19 protein-coding genes are annotated in these 23,188 nt (G+C 70.3%); 12 read left to right on the top strand and 7 right to left on the bottom strand.

From position 1 onward, the window contains the following. Positions 1-119 precede the first annotated feature (119 nt). The 3 genes from CLM62_RS27005 (at position 120) to CLM62_RS26995 (ending at position 3,159) form a co-directional block, all read left to right on the top strand. Complete coding sequence (locus CLM62_RS27005) at positions 120-1,076, top strand: hypothetical protein (RefSeq protein WP_095752516.1); 957 nt, start codon at positions 120-122, stop codon at positions 1,074-1,076. 113 nt (positions 1,077-1,189) lie between these two features. Further along, positions 1,190-2,257, top strand: a complete 1,068-nt coding sequence (locus CLM62_RS27000) for a LacI family DNA-binding transcriptional regulator (protein WP_095752515.1) — start codon at positions 1,190-1,192, stop codon at positions 2,255-2,257. Next, a complete protein-coding gene (locus CLM62_RS26995; protein WP_095752514.1) occupies positions 2,254-3,159 on the top strand; it encodes a carbohydrate kinase in 906 nt (301 codons plus the stop codon). Before CLM62_RS27000 ends, CLM62_RS26995 begins: the two co-directional genes overlap by 4 nt. Before the next feature lie 335 nt (positions 3,160-3,494). Here the strand turns inward: CLM62_RS26995 and uvrA are convergent, their stop codons facing one another. Next, the gene (uvrA, locus tag CLM62_RS26990) at positions 3,495-6,524 is read right to left on the bottom strand and encodes an excinuclease ABC subunit UvrA (RefSeq protein ID WP_095752513.1); all 3,030 of its coding nucleotides are present in this window, start codon (positions 6,522-6,524) and stop codon (positions 3,495-3,497) included. Positions 6,525-6,748: 224 nt separating this feature from the next. Between uvrA and CLM62_RS26985 the strand changes: the two genes are divergently transcribed. From CLM62_RS26985 to CLM62_RS26965, 5 genes are all read left to right on the top strand, one after another. After that, complete coding sequence (locus tag CLM62_RS26985) at positions 6,749-7,435, top strand: maleylpyruvate isomerase family mycothiol-dependent enzyme (RefSeq protein WP_095752512.1); 687 nt, start codon at positions 6,749-6,751, stop codon at positions 7,433-7,435. A 44-nt stretch (positions 7,436-7,479) separates the two neighbouring features. Continuing rightward, positions 7,480-8,136, top strand: coding sequence for an MBL fold metallo-hydrolase (locus tag CLM62_RS26980; protein ID WP_095752511.1), 657 nt, complete (start codon positions 7,480-7,482; stop codon positions 8,134-8,136). 320 nt (positions 8,137-8,456) lie between these two features. Next, positions 8,457-9,341, top strand: coding sequence for an ABC transporter substrate-binding protein (locus CLM62_RS26975; protein ID WP_095752510.1), 885 nt, complete (start codon positions 8,457-8,459; stop codon positions 9,339-9,341). Further along, a complete protein-coding gene (locus CLM62_RS26970; RefSeq protein WP_095752509.1) occupies positions 9,338-10,255 on the top strand; it encodes an amino acid ABC transporter permease in 918 nt (305 codons plus the stop codon). Before CLM62_RS26975 ends, CLM62_RS26970 begins: the two co-directional genes overlap by 4 nt. Before the next feature lie 20 nt (positions 10,256-10,275). Beyond that, entirely contained in the window at positions 10,276-11,004 is a 729-nt protein-coding gene (locus CLM62_RS26965; RefSeq protein WP_306457936.1) for an amino acid ABC transporter ATP-binding protein, read from the top strand. A gap of 25 nt (positions 11,005-11,029) precedes the next feature. Here the strand turns inward: CLM62_RS26965 and aroQ are convergent, their stop codons facing one another. Then, positions 11,030-11,503 carry a type II 3-dehydroquinate dehydratase gene (gene aroQ / locus CLM62_RS26960; RefSeq protein ID WP_095752507.1) on the bottom strand — a complete coding sequence of 158 codons (474 nt, stop codon included), beginning with the start codon at positions 11,501-11,503 and terminating at the stop codon, positions 11,030-11,032. Between the two features lie 85 nt (positions 11,504-11,588). Between aroQ and CLM62_RS26955 the strand changes: the two genes are divergently transcribed. Together CLM62_RS26955 and CLM62_RS26950 are read left to right on the top strand one after the other, a co-directional pair. After that, entirely contained in the window at positions 11,589-12,635 is a 1,047-nt protein-coding gene (locus CLM62_RS26955) for a S66 peptidase family protein (RefSeq protein ID WP_095752506.1), read from the top strand. Positions 12,636-12,695: 60 nt separating this feature from the next. After that, positions 12,696-14,000 carry an MFS transporter gene (locus CLM62_RS26950; RefSeq protein ID WP_257004111.1) on the top strand — a complete coding sequence of 435 codons (1,305 nt, stop codon included), beginning with the start codon at positions 12,696-12,698 and terminating at the stop codon, positions 13,998-14,000. Positions 14,001-14,085: 85 nt separating this feature from the next. Here CLM62_RS26950 and CLM62_RS26945 read toward each other — a convergent pair whose 3' ends face one another. The 5 genes from CLM62_RS26945 to CLM62_RS26925 form a co-directional block, all read right to left on the bottom strand. Then, positions 14,086-15,084, bottom strand: a complete 999-nt coding sequence (locus CLM62_RS26945; RefSeq protein WP_095752504.1) for a TerC family protein — start codon at positions 15,082-15,084, stop codon at positions 14,086-14,088. Between the two features lie 222 nt (positions 15,085-15,306). Beyond that, positions 15,307-17,379: a TerD family protein gene (locus CLM62_RS26940; protein WP_095752503.1), complete on the bottom strand. Its 2,073-nt coding sequence runs from the start codon at positions 17,377-17,379 to the stop codon at positions 15,307-15,309. A 56-nt stretch (positions 17,380-17,435) separates the two neighbouring features. Next, positions 17,436-18,002, bottom strand: coding sequence for a TerD family protein (locus CLM62_RS26935; protein ID WP_095752555.1), 567 nt, complete (start codon positions 18,000-18,002; stop codon positions 17,436-17,438). A 239-nt stretch (positions 18,003-18,241) separates the two neighbouring features. Continuing rightward, positions 18,242-20,386, bottom strand: a complete 2,145-nt coding sequence (gene uvrB, locus CLM62_RS26930) for an excinuclease ABC subunit UvrB (protein ID WP_095752502.1) — start codon at positions 20,384-20,386, stop codon at positions 18,242-18,244. 93 nt (positions 20,387-20,479) lie between these two features. Further along, a complete protein-coding gene (locus CLM62_RS26925; protein WP_095752501.1) occupies positions 20,480-21,346 on the bottom strand; it encodes an MHYT domain-containing protein in 867 nt (288 codons plus the stop codon). Between the two features lie 288 nt (positions 21,347-21,634). On the opposite strand from CLM62_RS26925, the gene CLM62_RS26920 reads away from it, so the two are divergent. After that, positions 21,635-22,513, top strand: coding sequence for a glycerophosphodiester phosphodiesterase family protein (locus CLM62_RS26920; protein WP_095752500.1), 879 nt, complete (start codon positions 21,635-21,637; stop codon positions 22,511-22,513). 83 nt (positions 22,514-22,596) lie between these two features. Beyond that, positions 22,597-23,151 (top strand): methylated-DNA--[protein]-cysteine S-methyltransferase, encoded by a 555-nt coding sequence (locus tag CLM62_RS26915; RefSeq protein WP_095752499.1) that lies wholly within the window; start codon positions 22,597-22,599, stop codon positions 23,149-23,151. The last annotated feature ends 37 nt before the right edge of the window (positions 23,152-23,188 follow it).

Genomic DNA, 23,188 nt, shown 5'->3' with positions numbered 1-23,188 from the left:
GGGTCCTGAACGACGGCGTACGGATGTGAAGACCCCCCGGCGCCGGCGCGGTGCCCCCGGCACACCTCTCGTGAACGGTCTGACCAGCCGTTGTGAAGCATTCACAGAAAGGCCCCTGCATGCCGCACGCCCCACAGCACGCGGACGTCGCCACCATCGCCACAGCGGAACTGGACTCGGCCCTGCGTGGCGGACCCTTCCACGTCGCGCTGCGCGCCGCGATCGCCGCCCGCGGACTGCCGCTGCAGCGGGTGCAGCACCATCTGTCGCGGTACGGGGTGAGGGTCGGCGTCACGAGCCTGAGCTACTGGCAGCAGGGCGCCCGGCGCCCGCAACGCCCCGAGTCCTTGCGGGCCGTACGCGCGCTGGAGGAGATTCTCCAGCTGCCCGAGGAGTCACTGATCCGGCTGCTCGCCCGGACCGACGAGGACCCGGCCGCACAGCGGCCCGCGGCCCGTTCCTACCGCTCCCTGGTGGAGGCCTCGGGCGTCCTGGAACAGCTGCTGGCCGAGCTTGACTCGCCGCTCGACGGCGGGCTGCACACACTCGGGCACCACGAGCGCGTACGGATCGGGGCGCGCCGCGAGCTGGCGGGGCGCGAGGCGCAGCACATCGTGCGCGCCCACCGGGACGGCGTCGACCGTTTCGTGGCCGTTCACCACGGCGACCCGGGCTGCGTGCCGGAGCGCATGAGGGTCCACGCCCTGGAGAACTGCCGTACGGGACGCGTCCGGTCGGACCATGAGACCGGGGTGCTGGTGGCCGAGTTGCTCTTCGACACCCGGCTGCGGGCCGGCGACACCTTCCTCTTCCGTTACGGCGTCGAGGACGGCACGGCCGGTGTGTCGCGGGAGTACGTCCGCGGGTTCGGGCCGGCCGGCGGCCAGTACGCGCTCCAGGTGCGGTTCGACGAGGACGCGCTGCCGGCGCGCTGCCACCGTTTCGCCCAGCACTCGGCGGCGGCGCCCCGCAGCGGCCGGCAGGAACTGGCCCTCGCCGGTCGGCACCACTCGGTGCACCTCGTGGAACCTCGGGTGCGGTCGGGGATCGTGGGGATCGCCTGGGACTGGAAGTGATGTCCGACGATCCCGCGTAAGCGCTTGCGCAAGCGTTTACGTGCGGCTCCGCATGCGATACCTTCCCCGTGCCGCAGGTGCCGCGTGCCGTTCCGCTCCGGGAGGTGGACCCAATGCCGACCATGGCTGATGTCGCGCGCAGCGCCGGTGTGTCCGTGGCGACCGTCTCGCACGTACTGAACGACACCCGGCCGGTGCTGCCCCACACCCGTCAGGCCGTGCTGGACGCCATCGACGAGCTCGGCTACACGCCCAACACCCTCGCCCGCTCGCTGGTGACCTCCCGCACGCGGTCCATCGGCCTCGCGGTGTCGGCGATCAGCAACCCGTACTTCACGGAGATCCTCCAGGGAGTCGAGGCCAGCGCCCTGGAGCACGGCTACAGCCTGCTCATCGCGGATCCGCACGACGATCCGGAGCATGAGCGCAAGGTCGTCCAGCTCCTGCACGAACGACGGGTGGACGGCATGATCGTCGCGCCCTCCGCGGATCCACGCGCGCTCGTCGCCTACCTGGGGCGTCACGACGTACCGACCGTGTTCCTCGACCGGCTGCTCGACTTTCCCGAGGACGGTGTGGCGCGCTTCGACCAGGTCTGTGCCGACAGCGCCGAGCCGACGGCCGAGCTGGTCACCCACCTCGCCGGGCTCGGCCACCGCCGGATCGCCCTGGTCGCGGGCCGGCCGGGGCTGAGCACGACCAGGGAGCGGATCACCGGATACCGGGACGGCCTCGCGGCCGCCGGACTCCCCTACGACGAGCGGCTGGTGGTGCACGGCGACTCCGAGGGGGCCGGCGCCGAACGGGCGACCGCGGCTCTGCTGTCCCTCGCCGCGCCGCCCACCGGGCTCGTCACGGCCAACAACGCGATGACCATCGGGGCTCTGCGCGCGCTGCGCGAGCGTGGCCTGTCGGTGCCCGACGACATCGCGCTGTGCTGCTTCGACGACTTCGCCTGGGCGGACCTGTTCGCTCCCCGGCTCACCGCGATCGCCCAGCCCAGCAAGGAGCTCGGCGCACAGGCGGTCCGGCTGCTCCTGGACCGCCTCGCCGCACCGGACCGGCCCGCCCGGACCGTGCGGCTCGCCTGCGCCTTCGTCCATCGCACCTCGTGCGGCTGCCCCGCGGAGCCGGAGCACCCCACGCAGCCCCAGCAGTCCGAGAAAGGAACCGTCTCGTGATCGTCGTCGCCGGTGAGGCCCTGATCGACCTGGTACCGCAGGGCACGGGCGCCCTCGCGGACCTGAAGCCGGCGCTCGGCGGCGGCCCCTACAACACGGCCGTCGCCCTCGGCCGCCTCGGCTCCCCCACGGCCTTCTGCTCCCGCGTCTCGTACGACGCCTTCGGCGAGGCCCTGCTGGACAGGCTGCGGGAGTCCGGCGTCGACGTGTCGGCCGTACAGCGTGGCACGGAGCCGACCACCCTCGCGGTCGCCACGATCGACGGGCACGGCTCGGCCGCGTACTCCTTCTACGTCGACGGCACCGCCGACCGGCTGTTCACGGCGCCCTCCGGGCTGCCGGCGGGGACGCGGGCGGTGTCCTTCGGCACCTGCTCGCTGGTCCTGGAGCCGGGCGCGAGCGCCTACGAGGATCTGATGCGGGGCGCGGCCGCGCAGGGCGTGTTCACCACGCTCGACCCGAACATCCGGACGGGGCTGATTCCCGACGCGGACGCCTATCGGGCGCGGTTCAAGAGCTGGCTGCCGTCGGTGTCGCTGCTCAAGCTGTCCGAGGAGGACGCTCGGTGGCTGGGCGGCACCCCGCAGGAGTGGCTGGCCGCCGGCCCCGCAGCCGTCGTGATCACCCAGGGTGGCGACGGCCTGACGGCCTTCACCCGGGACGGCGCGGTGTACGCCGTGCCGGGCGAGAAGGTCGACGTCGTGGACACGATCGGCGCCGGCGACACCGTGAACGCGGCCCTGCTGCACGGCCTGTCCGACCGGGACGCCCTGTCCCCGCAGGCGCTCGTGGGCCTGGGCGCCGACGGTTGGACCCGGCTGCTGCGTTTCGCCGCCCGCGCGGCGGCGATCACGTGCTCACGCGCGGGGGCCGAGCCGCCGTTCGCGGCGGAACTGGCCTGAGCCTTCGAGACTCCGGTCTACGGTTGCCCCGTCCCGCCCGGGCCTTCCGGCCGCGGCGATGTCACACCGGTGGACCGGCTCTCCGTGGGGTCGAGGCGCAGCACGAGGTGGCCGAGGGCCGCCGCCGACACGGCCGGCAGTGGGGGCATGCGTCGGCGTAGTGCCCCGCGCGGCGCTACTTGCCCGTTCCGCCATGGTCGCGATGATGCCCCCACGTGTACGGCAGGCGCGCGCAAAGGGGTGACCCGGGCCGCTGTCGGCTGCATCTGCTCAGCCGCAGCGGTCCGGGCCCACCCCCTTGCGGGCCTTGGCGAGTTGCCCGTCCGGCCCTTCGGTCAGACCTTCCGAGCCCGGGCCGTCTTCTTCGCGGGCGCCGCCTTCTTCGTGGCTCCCGCCGTCTTCTTCGTCGCCGTGTTGTTCGCGGCCTTGGCCGTCGCCGCCGTTCTCTTCGCCGTCGACGTGGCCGCCACCACTGTCTTGGCCGCCGTCCGACGCGGGGCCTTCACCGGTGCGTCACTGATCCGGTCGGCGCTGAGGACCTCGCGCAGGAACTTGCCGGTGTGGCTGGCCGGAATCCCGGCCACCTGCTCGGGCGTGCCCTCGGCGACGACGAGTCCACCGCCGGCGCCGCCTTCGGGGCCCATGTCGACGACCCAGTCGGCGGTCTTGATCACGTCGAGGTTGTGCTCGATGACGATGACCGTGTTGCCCTTGTCGACCAGGCCGGACAGGACCGTCAGCAGCTTGCTGATGTCCTCGAAGTGCAGTCCGGTGGTCGGCTCGTCCAGGACGTAGACCGTGCGTCCGGTGGAGCGCTTCTGCAGCTCGCTGGCGAGCTTCACGCGCTGCGCCTCACCGCCGGACAGGGTGGTCGCGGACTGGCCGAGCCGGACGTAGCCGAGACCGACGTCGTTCAGCGTCTTCAGGTGGCGGGAGATCGCCGGGACGGCCTCGAAGAAGTGCATGGCCTCTTCGATCGGCATGTTCAGCACGTCCGCGATGGACTTGCCCTTGTAGTGGACCTCCAAGGTCTCCCGGTTGTAGCGGGCGCCGTGGCAGACCTCGCAGGGGACGTACACGTCCGGGAGGAAGTTCATCTCGATCTTGATGGTGCCGTCGCCCGCGCAGTTCTCGCAGCGGCCGCCCTTGACGTTGAAGGAGAAACGGCCGGGCATGTAGCCGCGGACCTTCGCCTCGGTCGTCTCGGCGAACAGCTTGCGGACGTGGTCGAAGACGCCGGTGTACGTCGCCGGGTTCGACCGGGGGGTGCGGCCGATGGGCGACTGGTCGACGTGCACGACCTTGTCGACGAGGTCGTCGCCGTCCACGCGCGTGTGCCGCCCGGGAACGCTCCGGGCGCCGTTGAGCTCACGGGCCAGGTGCGTGTACAGGATGTCGTTGACCAGCGTCGACTTGCCGGAGCCGGACACGCCCGTGACCGCGGTGAACACGCCCAGCGGGAAGGACACGTCGATGTCCTGGAGGTTGTTCTCGCGGGCGCCGTGCACCGTGAGCTGCCGGGACAGGTCGAGGGGGCGCCGGATGTCGGGCACCGGGATGGACTTCTTGCCCGCCAGGTACTGGCCGGTCTGCGACTCGGCGTTGGCCAGCAGCTCCTTCAGGGAGCCGCTGTGGACGACCTTGCCGCCGTGCTCGCCCGCGCCGGGGCCGATGTCGACGACCCAGTCGGCGACCTTGATGGTGTCTTCGTCGTGCTCGACGACGATCAGCGTGTTGCCCATGTCGCGCAGCCGGACCAGGGTCTCGATGAGCCGGTGGTTGTCGCGCTGGTGCAGTCCGATGGACGGCTCGTCGAGGACGTAGAGGACGCCGACGAGGCCGGAGCCGATCTGGGTGGCCAGGCGGATGCGCTGGGCCTCGCCGCCGGAGAGGGTGCCGGCCGCGCGGTTCAGCGAGAGATAGTCCAGGCCGACGTCGACCAGGAACCTGAGCCGCTCGTTGACCTCCTTCAGCACGCGCTCGGCGATCTTCTTGTCGCGGGTGCTCAGCTTCAGCTCGCCCAGGAAGTCCGCGCAGTCGCTGATCGACATCGCGGAGACCTCGGCGATCGACTTCTCCATGATCGTGACCGCGAGGACGATCGGCTTCAGGCGCGTGCCCTCACAGGTGGGGCAGGGCACCTCGCGCATATAGCCCTCGAAGCGCTCGCGGCTTGCGTCGCTCTCGGCCTCGCTGTGCCGGCGCTTGACGAAGGGGACCGCTCCTTCGAAGGGCGTGGTGTACACGCGCTCGCGCCCGTAGCGGTTGCGGTACCGGACCTCGATCTGCGTCTTGTGGCCGTGGAGCAGAGCCTTCTTGGCGCGCTGCGGCAGACCGGCGAAGGGGATGTCCGTCCGGAATCCCAACGCGTCCGCCAGGGCGCCGATCAGGCGGCCGAAGTAGTCCTTGGTGTGGCCGTGCGACCAGGGGTGGATGGCGCCCTCGTCAAGGGACTTGTCCTCGTCCGGGACGATCAGCTCGGGGTCGACCTCCATGCGTGTGCCGATGCCGGTGCACTCGGGGCAGGCGCCGAAGGGCGAGTTGAAGGAGAAGGAGCGGGGTTCCAGCTCCTCGAAGGAGAGGTCGTCGTACGCGCAGTACAGGTGCTCGGAGTACATGCGCTCGCGCTCGGGGTCGTCCTCGGGGAGGTCGACGAAGTCGAGCACCACCATGCCGCCGGACAGGCCGAGGGCGGTTTCCACGGAGTCGGTGAGGCGGCGCTTGGCGGACTCCTTCACCGTGAGGCGGTCGACGACCACCTCGATGGTGTGCTTCTCCTGCTTCTTCAGGGTGGGCGGGTTGGAGAGCTGGATGGTCTCGCCGTCCACCCGCGCGCGGCTGTACCCCTTGGTCTGGAGATCGGCGAAGAGGTCGACGAACTCCCCCTTGCGCTCGCGCACCAGCGGCGACAGCACCTGGAAGCGGCTCCCCTCCGGCAGCTCCAGGACCTTGTCGACGATGGCCTGCGGCGACTGGCGCGAGATCGGGCGGCCGCACTCGGGACAGTGCGGCTTGCCGATGCGCGCGAAGAGCAGGCGCAGGTAGTCGTAAACCTCGGTGATCGTGCCGACCGTCGAGCGCGGGTTGCGCGAGGTCGACTTCTGGTCGATGGAGACCGCGGGCGACAGGCCCTCGATGAAGTCGACGTCCGGCTTGTCCATCTGACCGAGGAACTGGCGGGCGTACGAGGAGAGCGACTCCACGTAGCGCCGCTGACCCTCGGCGAAGATGGTGTCGAAGGCCAGGGAGGACTTGCCCGAACCGGACAGGCCCGTGAAGACGATGAGCGAGTCGCGGGGCAGGTCGAGCGAGACGTTCTTCAGGTTGTGCTCGCGCGCGCCACGGACGATGAGACGGTCGGCCACGCCGGTCCGCACCTTTCTTGAGAGAAGTGACAGGGGCGAGGCCCCCGTGCTTTCTCAGACTAGGGGGAGCCACTGACAACGCCGGTCGGATTCCCAGGAGGCATAACAATCCCCGGCCATCCAGCATGCCCGACGCCACGCCAGACCCTATAGCACGCACATTCGATTTACGGCGCCTGTTCACCACCTTCACCCAAAGGTGTGGCGGGTCTAGGGTCAGGACCATGATTGATCACGCCCATGACCTGGCGTCTGTACGCGATGCGACGGAGCGGCTGCTCACCGCAGCCGCCAAATTGGACAACGCGTCCGTGTCCGAGCCGTCACGCCTGCCCGGCTGGACCCGTGGCCACATCCTGGCCCATCTCTCCCGGAACGCCGACGCCCTCGTGAACGTCCTGGAGGGGCGTCCCATGTACGCCTCCGCCGAGGCGCGTGACGCCGACATCGAGCGGGACGCCCCGCGCCCCCTCGACGTCCAGCTCGCCGAACTGCGCGAGAGCGCGGCCCGCTTCCAGGAGACCGGGACCGCCCCGGCGGACTGGTCGCGCACGGTCGAGCTGCGCAACGGGGTCACCGACTCGGCGTCCCGGGTGCCGTTCCGGCGGTGGGTCGAGGTGGAGCTGCATCATGTGGACCTCGGGATCGGGTACGAGCTGGAGGATCTTCCCGCCGAGTTCGTGGAGCGGGAGATCGACTTCCTGACCGAGCGCTTCAGCGGCCACCCCGACGTGCCGGCCACCCACCTCACGGACGGCATGCGCGCGTGGGGCACGGGCCGCGAGGCGAGCACACCCGAGGTCACCGTCACGGGCACCGGACCCGACCTGCTCGGCTGGCTCGCCGGACGCCGTGACGGCTCTGGGCTGACAGTGCGTGGCGGCACCCTGCCCGCACTCCCTCCGCTGTAGCACCAGGACGTCTCCGGGCCGCTCCCCCGCTATAGGCTGACGCCATGACGTACAGCGGCCAGGTGACGGTCGGCGGCCCTGCCGACGTGCATGAACTCAAGGACCTGATGATCACGAAGATCGCGGTCGGCCCGATGAACAACAACGCCTATCTGCTGCGCTGCCGGGCCACCGACGAGCAGTTGCTGATCGACGCGGCCAACGACGCCGAGACCCTGCTCGGCACGATCGGCGACGACGGCATCGCGTCTGTGGTCACCACGCACCAGCACGGCGATCACTGGCAGGCGCTCGCCGAGGTCGTCGCGGCCACCGACGCCCGTACCTACGCCGGACGCGACGACGCCGACGGCATTCCCGTGCCGACCGACGTGCTGGTGGACGACGGCGACGTCCTCCGTGTGGGGCGGGTAGAGCTCACCGCGCGCCATCTGGTCGGGCACACGCCGGGCTCGATCGCCCTCGTCTACGACGACCCGCACGGGCATCCCCACGTGTTCACGGGCGACTGCCTTTTCCCGGGCGGCGTGGGCAACACCCGTAAGGATCCGAAGGCGTTCGCCAGCCTGATCCACGACGTCGAGACGAAGATCTTCGACGTGCTGCCGGACGAGACCTGGGTCTACCCGGGGCACGGCGACGACACCACGCTCGGCGCGGAGCGGCCGCATCTGCCGGAGTGGCACGCGCGCGGGTGGTGAGCGTCGGCACGCGGGCGCGCGTACTGAATGCGCGCCCCGGGCCAGCGCCGTGCACGCGCCCCGTGTGAAGCATTCACACACGCCGGTGTCACGCGCACGCTCCCCGCGCACATGGTTGCGCAGTCAACTGGAAGCAGCCCCGCACAGGATGACGGCTCCTGCGCGGTACGGGCCGCCGGTCTTCCGATCCCCGCCCTCGACCGGCGGCCCCGGCGACCTTCGCGGGAAGTGTTCACAAGAATGCAACACCCGTTCCCACTATCCGGACAATTCCCGCTGTGACCTCGACAAACGGGTCGGCGGGCTGTCAATCTCCCGCCATGCATCCTGCCCCGCGCGCGCTGCGCCGCGCCGTCGCCGCCGCGACCATCGCCCTGCTCGCCACCGCCGTCGGCTGTGCTCCGCAGCCGGAGGAGAAGGCGGCCGACTCGCCTTCGGGTTCGGCCGGGACCACCTGCGCCAAGGGCAAGTTGAGCACCAAGGCCTCCGGCAAGCTGACCATCGCCACCGACGAGCCCGCGTACGAGCCGTGGTTCAAGGACGACAAGCCCGCGAACGGCGAGGGCTTCGAGTCGGCGGTCGCGTACGCCGTGGCGAAGCAACTCGGCTACGACAAGAACGCCGTCGTCTGGCAGAGCGTCCCCTTCAACAAGGCCTTCGCGCCCGGCGAGAAGACGTTCGACTTCGACATCAACCAGGTGTCCATCAGCGACGAGCGCAAGAAGGCCGTGGACTTCTCGTCCGGCTACTACGACGTGCGCCAGGCCGTCATCGCGCTGAAGGACTCCAAGGCCGCGAAGGCGAAGAGCATCGCGGACCTGAAGGACGTGAAGCTGGGCGCCCAGGTCGGCACCACCAGCCTCAACTACATCAACGACGTGGTGCGGCCGAAGCAGGCGGCCGCCGCGTACGCCAAGAACGACCAGGCCAAGTCCGCGCTGCAGAACGGCCAGGTCGACGCCATCGTCGTGGACCTGCCGACCGCCTTCTACATCACCTCGGCCGAGGTGACGGACGCGAAGATCGTGGGGCAGTTCGAGAACCAGAGCGGTACGCCGGAGCAGTTCGGGCTCGTCCTCGACAAGGGCAGCGCGCTCACCTCGTGCGTGACGGACGCCGTGGACGCGCTGCGCGAGGACGGCACGCTGGCGAAGCTCGAGCAGCAGTGGCTGTCCGACGCCGTCGACGCCCCGGTGCTCAAGTGACGGTCACGAAGGAGGAGTCCGGCCAGGAGGGCGCGGACGACAAGGGTGACATGACCGGCGGGGGCGACGGATACGTCCCGTCGCAGCGGCGGATCGAGCGCGAGGCCTACAAGCGCGCCCGCTCCCGTCGTGCCACGGCGATCGGCGCGCTCTCGACCCTGCTCACGGGCGTCGTCCTCTATGTGGTCGTCGTCAACGCGCCCGGCTGGCCGCGCACCAAGGAGACGTTCTTCGACTGGGGCTACGCGCGCGAGGCGTTCCCCAAGGTCCTCGAAGGGCTCTGGCTCAACGTCCGGCTGCTGCTGATCTGCGGCGCCGCCGTGCTGGTCCTCGGGATGCTGATCGCCGTCGCCCGCACCCTTCGGGGCCCGGTGTTCTTCCCGCTGCGGGTGCTGGCCGCCGCGTACACCGACTTCTTCCGGGGCCTGCCGCTCATCATCAACCTGATGATCGTGGTCCTCGGTGTCCCCGCGCTGCGACTGCAGGGCGTGACCGTCGACCCGGTGCTGCTGGGCGGTACGGCGCTGACGCTGACGTACTCGGCGTACGTCGCCGAGGTGTTCCGCGCCGGCATCGAGTCCGTGCACCCCTCGCAGCGCGCCGCGGCCCGCTCGCTCGGCCTGACCAACCGGCAGGCGCTGCGGTACGTCGTCCTGCCGCAGGCCGTGCGCCGTCAGGTGCCGCCCCTGCTGAACGACCTGGTGTCCCTCCAGAAGGACACCGGGCTCGTGTCGATCGGCGGCGCGATCGACGCCGTACGGGCCGCCGACATCATCGTGGGCCGCAGCCTCAACTACACGCCGTACATCGTCGCGGGCCTGGTCTTCGTGGCGCTGACCATCCCGATGACCCGGTTCACCGACTGGGTGACGGCCCGGATGGACCGTCAGCGGGCCCAGGGAGGATCACTGTGAGCGACGCACCCGTGCTGCGGATGGAGTCAGTCCGCAAGACCTTCGGCGGCTCGGTAGTGCTGCGGGACGTCGACCTGGAAGTCGCGCCGCACACGGTGACCGCGCTGATCGGCGCCTCCGGCTCCGGCAAGTCCACGCTGCTGCGCTGTGCCAACCTCCTGGAGGAGATCGACGACGGCGCGATCTGGCTGGACGACGAGGAGATCACCGACCCGCGTGCCGACCAGGACGCGGTACGCCGCCGTATCGGCGTGGTCTTCCAGGCGTACAACCTCTTTCCGCACATGACGGTCCTGGAGAACATCACCCTGGCCCCGCGCCGAGTGCACGGTGTGTCCCGCGCGGAGGCCGAGGCACGCGCGCGTGAGCTCCTCGAGCGGCTCGGGCTGGGCGAGAAGGCGGGCGAGTACCCGGACCGGCTGAGCGGCGGCCAGCAGCAGCGGGCGGCGATCGTCCGCGCTCTGGCGGTACGTCCCCGGTTGCTGCTGCTCGACGAGATCACCGCCGCCCTCGACCCCGAGCTCGTGGGTGAAGTTCTCACCGTCGTCCGCGACCTCAAAGAGGACGGTATGACCATGGTGCTGGCGACGCACGAGATGGGCTTCGCCCGAGATGTCGCCGACCAGGTTTGTTTTCTGGACGGAGGGGTGGTTCTGGAGCGCGGCACGGCCGAGCAGATCTTCGGCGATCCGCAGCAGGAGCGCACGCGGCGCTTCCTGCGGCGGATCGTGGAGGCGGGGCGGCTGTAAGGGGCGTCCGCCTAGACAGCGGGACTTACGCCTCGGCCTGACCCGCCCGCGCCAGCGCCGCGACCCGCTCGACGCCGAACACGTACCCCTGCACCCCGCACCCCGCGATGACCCCGTCGGCGCGCAGCGAGACGTACGAGTGATGCCGGAAAGACTCGCGCTGGTGGATGTTGGAGATGTGGACCTCCAGCACCGGCAGTCCGTCGCAGGTGCTGAGTGCGTCCAGAATCGCCACTGACGTGTGCGAGTAGGCACCCGGGTTGATGACGATCCCGCAGTGGTTCAGCCGCGCCTCGTGGATCCAGTCGACCAGCTCGCCCTCGTGGTTGGACTGACGGAAGTCCACCATGCCGCCGTGCGCGGCCGCCGCCTTGGCGCACAGGGCCTCAACGTCGGCGAGGGTGTCGGAGCCGTAGATCTCCGGCTGGCGCTGACCCAGCAGGTTCAGGTTGGGGCCGTTGAGGATCATGATCGGGGCGTTGGCCAGGGTGCGGGGCACGGTTCCTCCGGTCCGGTGAAGGCGGGATGCTCGCACCCGGTTTATCACGGTGCGAGGAGGGAGCGACGGCTCGTACCCTCGCGGGATGACGACACCCGCGTACCCTCCCAAGCCCTTACCCGGCGACCGCATAGCCGTCATCTCGCCTTCCGACGGCCTGCCCGAGCTCTTCCCGCGCCCCTACGAGCTGGGCTTGGAGCGGCTGCGCACGGAGTACGGCCTCGAGCCCGTCGAGTATCCGACGACCCGGAAGATGGGGACGACGCCGCGGGAGCGTGCCGACGACATCCACGCGGCCTTCGCCGACCCCGGCGTCAAGGCGGTCATGGCGTCGATCGGCGGCGACGACCAGATCACCGTGCTGCCGCTGCTGGACCGGGAGTTGATCCGGGCGAACCCGAAGCCTTTCTTCGGGATGAGCGACAACACGAACCTGCTCGCCTACCTGCACAACACCGGGATCGTCGCCTACCACGGCGCGACCGTGATGGTCCAACTGGGCCGCCCCGGCGCCCTGCACCCGCAGACCGCCGAGTCCCTGCGGGCGGCCCTGTTCACCTCGAGCGAGTACGAACTGAGGCCCGCCGAGCGCTGGAGTGACGTCGACCGCGACTGGGCGGACCCCGCGACCTTCGAGGCGGAGCCGGAGACGCGGCCCGGCACCGGGTGGACCTGGCTGAACGCCGACAGGGTGGTCGAGGGCCGCAGTTGGGGCGGCAACCTGGAGATCCTCGGCTGGCTGCTGATGGCCGACCGCGAGGTCTGCCACGATCTGACGGTGTACGACGGTGGAGTGCTGCTCCTGGAGACCTCGGAGGACCTGCCGAGCGGCACGGAGGTCTTCTGCACCCTGCGGAACATGGGCGAGCGCGGCCTGCTCCAGCGCTTCTCCGCGCTCCTGATGGGCCGCCCGAAGACCTGGTCCTTCGAACGCCCCAACAGCCCGGAGGAGGGCGCTCGTTACGCCGCCGAGCAGCGCGAGGCCGTGCTGCGTGCCATGCGGATCTACGCCCCCGAGACCACGATCGTCTTCGACGTGGACTTCGGGCACACCGACCCTCAACTGGTCATCCCGTACGGCGGCACCGTGCGCGTCGACGGCCCGGCCCGGCGCATCACGGTCGCGTACTGACGCGGGCCGCGACCCCGCGCGCCCCCGTAACCCGCGATCACTGTGGGTAGTTGACGCGGCATGCACGACGTACGCACCGTAAGGGCACCCTCCATGCTGCGGCTCGCGGCCGCCTCGCTCGCCGGGACGGCCATCGAGTTCTACGACTTCTTCGTCTACGGGACAGCCGCGGCGCTGGTCCTCGGGCCGCTGTTCTTCCCGACGTTCTCGCCGGTCGCGGGGACACTGGCCGCCTTCGGCACGTTCGGCGTGGGCTTCGTCGCGCGGCCGCTGGGGTCGGTGCTGTTCGGGCACATCGGGGACCGGCACGGGCGCCGGCCGGTCCTGGTCGCCTCGCTGCTGCTGACCGGCGCCTCCACGGTCGCGGTCGGCTGTGTACCCACGTACGAGACGATCGGCGTGGCCGCTCCCGTGCTGCTTCTGGTGCTGCGTTTCCTGCAGGGGCTCGGGCTCGGCGGGGAATGGGGCGGGGCCGTGCTGCTGACCGTGGAGCACGCGCCCGCCGAACGGCGCGGCCTCTGGTCCAGCTTCCCGCAGGTGGGGCCCGCGCTGGGCTTCCTGCTCGCCAACGGTGTGGTGCTGGGACTGGCGGCGACGCTGTCCGACGAGCAGTTCACCCAGTGGGGATGGCGGGTGCCGTTCTGGGCGGCGGGGGTCCTGGCGGTGGGCGGACTGTGGCTGCGGTCGTCGCTCGCGGAGAGTCCCCGGTTTCTCGAAATCGACGACCACGCGCGCGTGCCGCTCGCCGAGGTCGTGCGCGACCACTGGCGGCTCGTGCTGCTGACGGCCGGGGCGCTCTCGGTCGGGTACGCGATCTTCTACGCCGTGACGACCTGGTCCCTGGCGTACGCGACGGAGCGGCTCGGGGTGAGCCGTACCGTCATGCTGACCTGCATCATGGCCGCGGTACTGGTGAAAGGCTTGCTGACGCCCGTGGCGGCGCTGTTCGGCGACCGCTGGGGGCGGCGGCCCCTGTGTCTGGCCGGGTGTGCGGCGGCCGCCCTGTGGATGTTCCCGATGGTCGCGCTTCTCGCGACGGGGGAGCCGCTGCTGATGTTCCTCGGCTTCCTGGGCGCGATGCTGGCGTTCATCACGATGTTCGCGGTCATCGCCGCGTATCTGCCGGAGCTGTACGAGCCGCGGGTGCGCTGCACGGGCGCCGCGGTCGGCTACAACCTCGGCGGGGTCCTCGGGGGCGCGCTCACGCCGATCGTGGCGACGGCTCTCGTCGAGCAGGGCGGTCGGGTGCCGTGGGGCGTGGGGGCGTATCTGACCGGGGTCGCGCTGCTCAGCCTGGGGTGTTTCGCGCTGCTGCCGGAGACGCGGCCGGTGCCGGTGGTGGCGGCGAAGCCGGCCATGGATTGATCGCGCCGGCTGCTGAAGTGGTCGTCGCAGATGGCGTACGGAGAACCACCCCCTCCCGGGGGTGGTTCTCCTACGTCCGAGGTGGTCAGGCCTCGATGCTGTCCTTCGGAGCGCCTTCGGTCTGCGCTTCCGCCTCGGCCGCCGCCTGCTTCTTGGAGGCCCTGAGGCTGGTGATCGTAGTGACGATCAGAACCGCGCAGATCACGCCGAGGGAGACCGGGATGCTGATCTCCGGGACGTGGACACCGGACTCGTGCAGCGCGTGCAGGACCAGCTTGACGCCGATGAAGCCGAGGATGATCGACAGGCCGTAGCTGAGGTGGACCAGCTTCTTGAGCAGTCCGCCGATCAGGAAGTACAGCTGCCTGAGGCCCATCAGCGCGAACGCGTTGGCCGTGAAGACGATGTACGGGTCCTGCGTCAGGCCGAAGATCGCGGGGATCGAGTCGAGCGCGAAGAGGACGTCCGTGGTGCCGATCGCGAGCATCACGACCAGCATCGGGGTCATGACCCGCTTGCCGTTCTCCTGGATCCACAGCTTGGTGCCGTGGTAGCGGTCGGCGACGCCGAAGCGACGCTCGGCGGCCTTGAGCAGCTTGTTCTCCTCGTACTCCTCGTCCTCCTGGTCGGCCCGGGCCTCCTGGATGAGCTTCCAGGCGGTCCAGATCAGGAAGGCGCCGAAGAGGTAGAACACCCACGAGAAGCTGGCGAGGATCGCCGCGCCGGCGGCGATGAAGATGGCCCGCAGGACCAGGGCTATGAGGACGCCGATGAGGAGCACCCGCTGCTGGTACTGCGAGGGAACCGCGAACTTCGCCATGATCAGGACGAAGACGAAGAGGTTGTCGACACTCAGCGACTTCTCGGTGATGAAGCCCGCGAAGAACTCGCCGGCCGGCTGACCGCCGCCGAAGACGAGCAGGCCGAGCCCGAAGAGTACGGCCAGGACGATCCAGACGACCGTCCAGATTCCGGCTTCCTTGATGGATACGTCATGCGGCTTGCGGCCGATGAAGAAGTCGACAGCGATCAGGGCGGCGAGGCCCACGATCGTCAGGACCCACAGGGTCAGGGAAACATCCACTGCGCCTCCGGCAGTCGTAACGGCAAATGTCAGCGTCGTCGCTACCGGAGGTCTCTTCCACCCAAGATGGGCCGACGCCCCGGGATCTGGCCTGATCCGTATTGACGGGTACGCCGCAGTCGACAGGGAGTACTCCCCTCCGTGAGGAAGACGGTACCCCAATCACCAAGGAAAGGTAAAGCAGTTGGCAAAAGAGAGGTCAAATTACCTGGTCAGCTCGCTTTACGTGCGCTTGGTACGGGCAGCAGCGACCTCGGTGAGCACATGTTGGAGCACCTGACTGCCGGCCGGCACGAGCGACGGCTCGTACGTCCAGGCATGCCCGACCCAGGGGTCGGCGAGGTGGTCGTCGGGCACCGGGGTCAGTCGCAGGAACGAACGCCACAACGGGTCGAGCAACGGGCCGTAGCCGGCCGCCTCCTCGCGGTCCGCGACCATCATCAGGTGGACGCCGACGGCCGGGCCCTCGTCGGCGAGGTAGCGCAGTTGGTTCACGGCACGGTCGTCGAAGCCGTGCGGGAAGTCGTTGACGATCAGCAACTGCTCGGAGGTGTCGAGGCCGGGCGGGAGCGAGTCGGCCGCACCGGCGCGCACGGCCATCTGCACCAGGTCGACGCGCTCGGTGAGGCGGCCGAGGACGTCCGTCACCCCCGCCGCGCCGACCGCGGGCGGGGCCGCGAGGACGCCGGTCCGCACCAGAGGTACGAGCGCCTGCGCTCCTGAACCGGCGGGGTCGATGACGTGCACGGTGAACTCGCCCGCCGGATGGACGGCGAGCAGCCGGGCCGCGTGCCCCACCGCTGTCTCCATCGCGAGCCGCCGCAGGTCGTGGGCGTCGGTGAACGAGCCGTCCAGCGATCCGGCACGTCCGCTGTCGATCCACAGCCCGCGTTCCAGCGGCAGGCGGACCAGCAGCGGTATCCGCAGCTGGGCGCACTCGGGCAGGTGGAGGTCGCCCAGGCGCAGCGCCATGGGGTTGTCCGTGGGCACGCGGTAGCCGTGCCACACGGGGCTGTCCCAGCCTGCGTAGGCCGGCGGCAGCGCGGGCTCGACGACCTCGGATTCCGCGGTGAGCTGGGTGAGGTCCCGGTCGAGGGCCTCGCGGGCCTGGTCGACGAGCTGGGTGTACTTGGCGCGGGCCGCCTCGCGCGCGGCGTCGCCCTGTCCGCCGATCCGGCTGCGCGGGTCGGACAGGACCTGGTCGAGTTCCTTCTCCATGCGCGAGTCGGCGAAGTCGACGGCGCTGCGATACGCGGCCATGGTGCGGGCCAGGTCCTCGAACATGCCCCATACCTGGTTGTAGAGCCGCTCGTCCATGGACCAGCCGGTCGCGTCACCGGCGACCGGCCGCGCGGGCTGCCCGGGCTGGGCCGGAGGTGCGGCCGGCGGGGGCGGCGGGGCCGCGTTCTGTCGGCGGGGGTGGCTGTAGTCGATCGGGCCCCCGGCGGGCGGCATGGACGGCTGGGGGGCGGCGGAGGGGCCTGTGGGCGCGGGCCCTTGGGGGTGTCCGGGCTGCGGTGGGTCAGCGGCCGGGGTGCCCTGCGTGGCGTACGGAGACGTGGGCTGCGGTGGTGCGCCGGGTGCCTGGGGACCGTACGGAGACGTCGGCTGCGTCGGTACGGGGCCGGAAGCGCCCTGGGTCGTGGGGCGGGCTGGGTCGGGGCCGCCTGCCGGTGCGGCCGCCTGTCGGGAGCGGTCGCCGGACGTCGTACGCGGCGGGGGTGCCGGGACCGAGCGGGCCAAGCCCTGCGCCACCGCCTCGTTGATACCCCCGGCGAGCTGGTGGGCCTGTGGCAGGCCCTGGTCGGTGAGGAGCTCGGCGAGGCCGCCCGCATATCCCTGGCCGACGGCGCGCACCTTCCAGGCGCCCTGGCGGCGGTACAGCTCCAGGGCGACGACGGCCGACTCGGCGTCCAGGCCGGTGATCGTGTAGCTGGCGACCTCGGTGCCGTCCAGGCCGGTGACCGCGACGAACGGGGCGGCTACGGCACCGAAGCTCACCGGTCCTCCCCCGCCCGCCGCGGGCAGGGCGAGCAGCACGCTGATCCGCTGCACGGCCTCGGGCATGGCGCCGAGGTCGACCGCGAGGCGATGGTCGGCGGCCGCCTGCCGGGAGACCTCGAGCCCCGGCAGGGTGGGTGTGCCCGGGTGGGCCACCCACTCGATGCCGTGCACCGTGCCCTGCTCGTCGCCGAGCGTGGCTCCGGCCACGACCGATGTGCCGGCCGAGACCCGGATCTCGAGACGGGCCTGGGAGAGCGGGTGGTTCTGCCCCCGCACCAGCTCGGCCGTCATCGCCCTTCGTCCCCCTGTGTCGTTGTGTCGTGTCGTGGGCCGATCGCCGTGCCGGCCTACAGGTGCGGCAGGATCGCCGGCATCAGGTCCTGGAAGGTGCGGCCGTTGGTCGGCGTGCCGAGGGCCGTCATCGTCCAGCCCGGGCCCGTGCGGTGCACCTTGGCCATGATCTGGGCCGTGTAGGCGCCGCCGCCCGCGAGCGTGTAGCGGGCGAGTTCCTGGCCGTTGGTCTCGTCGACCAGGCGGCAGAACGCGTTCTGCACCTCCTGGAAGGTCTGTCCCGTGAAGGAGTTCACGGTGAAGACGATCTGGTCGATGTGGACCGGCACGCGCGACAGGTCGACGAGGATCGCCTCGTCGTCGCCGCCCTGGCCGACACCCCCGACGAGGTTGTCGCCGGTGTGGCGCACCGAGCCGTCGTCGCTCACCAGGTGCCGGAAGAACACGACGTCGACCGGCTGCTTGTCCGCGAACAGGACGGCGGAGGCGTCGAGGTCGATCTCCCGGGTGCGCGTGCCGAACAGCCCGCGCCGGGGAGCCGCCTGCCAGCCGAGACCCATGCGCACGGCGGTCAGGCTGCCGCCGTCCTTCTTCTGCAGGCTGATGGCCTGACCCTTGGTCAGATTGACGCCACCGCCGGGCGTGCCGCCCTTGGATACGTCCACCACGCGCTGGTCCCCTTTCGTGTTTCCCCTGTTGCCGCGGGATCCGCGGATGCCCTGAACCCTACGCAGGGCCACTGACAGTGCCGTACCCATGTCCGCACTTTGTGTCGGTCTTGCAACACAGTGCGTACGCGGTGAGCCGCGGGGACGCTCCGGCGGGCGCCGGTCCGGGCCGGGACCGGCACCCGTGCGGGCCGTCAGGCCAGGCCGGCCTCCTTCATCTGGCGCAGTTCCTTCTTCATCTCGGAGACCTCGTCGCGCAGCCGGGCGGCGATCTCGAACTGGAGGTCGGCGGCGGCGGCGCGCATGCGCTCGGTCATCTCCTCGATCTGCTCCGCGAGCTCGGCGGCCGGGCGGTCGGTCGGGACCGTCTCCTTGGCCTTGGCCTTGCCCTTGCCGGCCTTGGCGCCTCCCGCCGCCTTGCCGCCGAGGGCCGGCACGGGGGCCTTGGCGCCCTTGCCGTCCTTCGCCTTGCGGTAGCCGGAGCCGAGGAGTTGCTCGGTGTCGATGTCCTCGCGGGCGATCTGCGCGACGATGTCGTTGATCTTCTTGCGCAGCGGCTGGGGGTCGAGGCCCCTCTCCTTGTTGTACGCGACCTGCTTCTCCCGGCGGCGGTTGGTCTCCTCGATGGCCTTCTCCATCGCCGGGGTGATCTTGTCGGCGTACATGTGGACCTGGCCGGAGACGTTGCGCGCCGCGCGGCCGATGGTCTGGATCAGGGAGGTGCCCGAGCGCAGGAATCCCTCCTTGTCGGCGTCCAGGATCGCCACCAGGGACACCTCGGGCAGGTCGAGGCCCTCGCGCAGGAGGTTGATGCCGACCAGGACGTCGAACTCGCCGGAGCGCAGCTCGCGCAGCAGCTCCACGCGGCGCAGGGTGTCGACGTCGCTGTGCAGGTAGCGCACCTGGATGCCGAGCTCCAGGAAGTAGTCGGTGAGGTCCTCGGCCATCTTCTTGGTGAGCGTGGTGACCAGGACACGCTCGTCCTTCTCGGTGCGCACCCGGATCTCGTGCACCAGGTCGTCGATCTGGCCCTCGGTGGGCTTGACGACGACTTCGGGGTCGACGAGGCCGGTGGGCCGGATGATCTGCTCGACGACGCCGTTCCCGCGGGAGAGCTCGTACTTGCCGGGGGTCGCCGACAGGTAGACGGTCTGACCGATGCGCTCATGGAACTCTTCCCACTTCAGGGGGCGGTTGTCGAGGGCGGAAGGCAGGCGGAAGCCGTGGTCGACGAGCGTGCGCTTGCGGGAGGCGTCGCCCTCGTACATGGCGCCGATCTGCGGGACGGTGACGTGCGACTCGTCGATGACGAGCAGGAAGTCGTCCGGGAAGTAGTCGAGCAGGGTGTTGGGCGGGGACCCGGGCGAGCGGCCGTCGAAATGCATCGAGTAGTTCTCCACGCCGGAGCAGCTGCCGATCTGGCGGAGCATCTCGAGGTCGTACGTCGTGCGCATCCTGAGGCGCTGGGCCTCCAGGAGCTTGCCCTGCTTCTCCAGCTCGGCCAAGCGCTCCCCGAGCTCCTTCTCGATGTCGTTGACGGCCCGCTCCAGGCGCTCGGGACCCGCCACGTAGTGGGAGGCCGGGAAGACGTACAGCTGCTGGTCGTCGCTGATGATCTCGCCGGTGAGCGGGTGGAGGGTGGACAGGGCCTCGATCTCGTCGCCGAACATCTCGATGCGGACGGCGAGCTCCTCGTAGACCGGGAAGATCTCGATGGTGTCGCCGCGCACGCGGAAGGTGCCGCGGGAGAAGGCCAGGTCGTTGCGCGTGTACTGGATGTCCACGAAGCGGCGCAGGAGCTCGTCGCGGTCGAACTCCTCGCCGACCCTGAGGGGGACCATCCGGTCCACGTACTCCTGCGGCGTACCGAGGCCGTAGATGCAGGAGACCGAGGCGACCACCACGACGTCGCGGCGGGTGAGCAGCGAGTTGGTCGCGGAGTGGCGCAGCCGCTCGACCTCCTCGTTGATCGAGGAGTCCTTCTCGATGTAGGTGTCCGACTGAGGGACGTACGCCTCGGGCTGGTAGTAGTCGTAGTACGAGACGAAGTACTCGACGGCGTTGTTCGGCAGCAGCTCGCGGAACTCGTTCGCCAGCTGGGCGGCCAGGGTCTTGTTCGGCGCCATCACCAGCGTGGGGCGCTGGAGCTTCTCGATCATCCACGCGGTGGTGGCGGACTTGCCGGTGCCGGTCGCGCCGAGCAGGACGACGTCCTTCTCACCGGCCTCGATGCGCCGGGCGAGGTCGGCGATGGCCGCCGGCTGGTCGCCGCTGGGCTGGTACGGGCTGACGACCTCGAAAGGCGCCACCGTGCGTTCGATGTGGGAAACGGGCCGCATGCCATCCACCGTACGACCCCCCACTGACAACCCGGCCCGAACAGCGGCTTTGCCCGGCGAGACCGCCAGGTGCTCCCGGGTGCCGGCGGCGGATCAGCGGTTCTGCGGCGTGCGGTCGCGGTGGCCCGAGGGCCGGCGGGCGCGGAACGAGGGGCGGCGGGCGGGAGAGTGAGTGACCAGTTCGCGCGCGGGTACGCCCGGCTTGTTCTCGACGGGTGTCCAGACGGGCTTGCCCATGACCATCAGCGGATCGAACATCACGACCACGGCCGCGAGGAGCAGGAAGGCGAGCGGGCCGATCATCAGGGGTGCCAGCAGGGAGGCGGGCGAGTCGCCCGCGGTGGGGGCCGCCGTGCCATGGAGGTGGACCCTGAGGGCCGCCATGCCCGTGTAGTGCATGCCGCTGACGGCGAGCCCCATGACGAGACTCGCGCCCACGCTCCACAGGAACCCCCGGACCTGTCCGGCCGCCCACAGGGCGGTGGTGGCGGCGACGACGGCTATGACCACGGAGGCGGCGACGGTGAGCGTGTTGTACTCCAGGTTTCCGTTGAGGCGCATGCCGGCCATGCCCAGGTAGTGCATAGAGGCGATGCCCAGGCCGGTGATGGCTCCTCCGGTCATGAGGGGCGCTCCGGTCGCGCCCTTGTAGCCCACGATGAAGATCCCGATGCCCACCATGACGATGGCCACGCCCAGGCTCGCGAACGTCATCGCCCTGTCGTAGTGGATCGGCGACTGCTCGACCGTGAAGCCCATCATCGCGATGAAATGCATGGTCCATATGCCGGAGCCGATCGCGGCCGCGCCCAGGGCCAGCCAGCCGGGTCGCCAGGAGTTGCTCACGAGCATGGATCTGGTGGTGCAGCGCAGGCCGAGGGCCCCGCCCAGGCAGGCCATGAGGTAGGCCACCAGCGGTGTCACGAGTCCGTAGCTGAATCCGTCGACCGTGCCCTGCATGCGCGGCTACCCTTCCGCCCTCTTCCGTCCCGGAATTCCCTGATGTGCACCCCTTCCCAGGACCGCCCGAGCGGTCAGGGTTGACGCAGAGAGTATGACTCCCACCGGAATGGTCGAACGACTTTCCGGCAAAGAAACACGCCCTTGCCGCAGTTGTGCGGTACCAGTGAGCGGACTTGGGGCGACTCCATTCAACTTGTGGCCATTCTGTACCCCTCTGCCGTTGACCCTCTGCTGTCACAGTTGAGCTGTCTGTGATTTCCCGATTGCTCGACGCGAGGAGTACGCATGCACGCGCGCGCAGTTGCCGCCGCCACGACCACCGCACTCCTGGGGACCACCGCCTTTCTGCTTCCCGCCCCCGACGTCCGCGCCGACGTGGACGGTGAGCGGCCCACGGTCATCGCCCACAGGGGCGCCTCCGCCTACGCGCCCGAGAACACCCTGGCCGCCGTCGACAAGGCGGCCGAGCTGGGGATCGACTGGGTCGAGAACGACGTCCAGCGCACCAAGGACGGCGAGCTCGTCGTCCTGCACGACGACAGCCTGCAGCGCACCACCGACGTCGAGGAGCTGTTCCCCGACCGGGCGCCCTGGAAGGTGCGGGACTTCACCGCCGCCGAAATCGCGCGCCTCGACGCGGGGGGCTGGTTCGGTCCCGCGTACGCGGACGCGCGCGTGCCGACGCTGGAGCAGTACGTGCGGCGCGTCGAGCACCACCACCAGAAGCTGCTCCTGGAGATCAAGAACCCGCAGCTGTACCCCGGCATCGAGCGACAGACCCTCAAGCTGCTCAGCAACGAGGGCTGGCTGGACCGGCGGCACCTCGCGGGTCGGCTGATCGTTCAGAGCTTCAACGCGGACACGGTGCGGACCGTTCACGAACTGAAGCCCGGTGTGAAGACCGGCTTCCTCGGTACGCCGCCCGTGGCCGAGCTGCCCACCTACGCGACCTTCGCCGACCAGATCAACCCCTCGTACGGCTCCCTCTCCGCGGGGTACGTCTGCGCCGTACACGCCTTCACCGGCCCGCACGGCAAGCCGCTGGAGGTCTTCACCTGGACCGTCGACACCACGGACACCGCCCGGCAGGTCGCCGGGTACGGCGTCGACGGCATCATCACCAACGCGCCGGACGTGGTGCGGGACGCGTTGCCCGAGCTCTGAGCCCCACTCGTCCGGGGAGCCCGCGCGGTGCGACGCCCGCGGTTCCCCGGGCGTTGTCAGTGCCGGGTCGTACGGTGGGTCGCATGAACAGCCATGGGCAGTACGAGCAGCAGGTCGTGTGGGCCGTCGTCGCCACCGACATCGGTCCGCTGCTGCTGGCCGCGACCCGCGAGGGCCTGGTCAGCGTCGTCTTCCACGCCACGGAAGCGGTCCGGGACAAGGCGCTCGACCGCTTGGGGTCCAGGCTGGGCGGCGAGCCCGTCGAGGCACCCGACTCCCCGCTGCTGGCGGAGGCGATACGCCAGGTGAAGGCGTACTTCGCGGGCGAGCGGCACGACTTCGAGCTGCCCCTGGACTGGTCGCTGATCTCGGGTTTCAACCGGCAGGTGCTGCGCGAGCTGTCGTCCGGCGTGCCGTACGGCACGGTCGTCGGGTACGGCGATCTGGCCGGGCGGGTCGGCCAGCCGGGCGCGGCCCAGGCGGTGGGCATGGCCATGGGCTCCAATCCGCTGCCGGTCGTCGTGCCCTGCCACCGGGTCGTCGAGAGCGACGGCGGCATCGGCGGCTTCGGGGGCGGCCTGGAGACCAAGCGGAAGCTGCTCGCCCTGGAGGGGGTACTGCCCGAGCCGCTGTTCTGAGCACTCGGGCCTTTTGAGGGGGGCCACGCGTGCGTGG

The organism is Streptomyces sp. SA15, from assembly GCF_002291145.1.
GTDB lineage: Bacteria > Actinomycetota > Actinomycetes > Streptomycetales > Streptomycetaceae > Streptomyces.
Note: the sequence above shows the minus strand (reverse complement) of the source record. Positions and strands in the feature narration are given on the sequence as shown.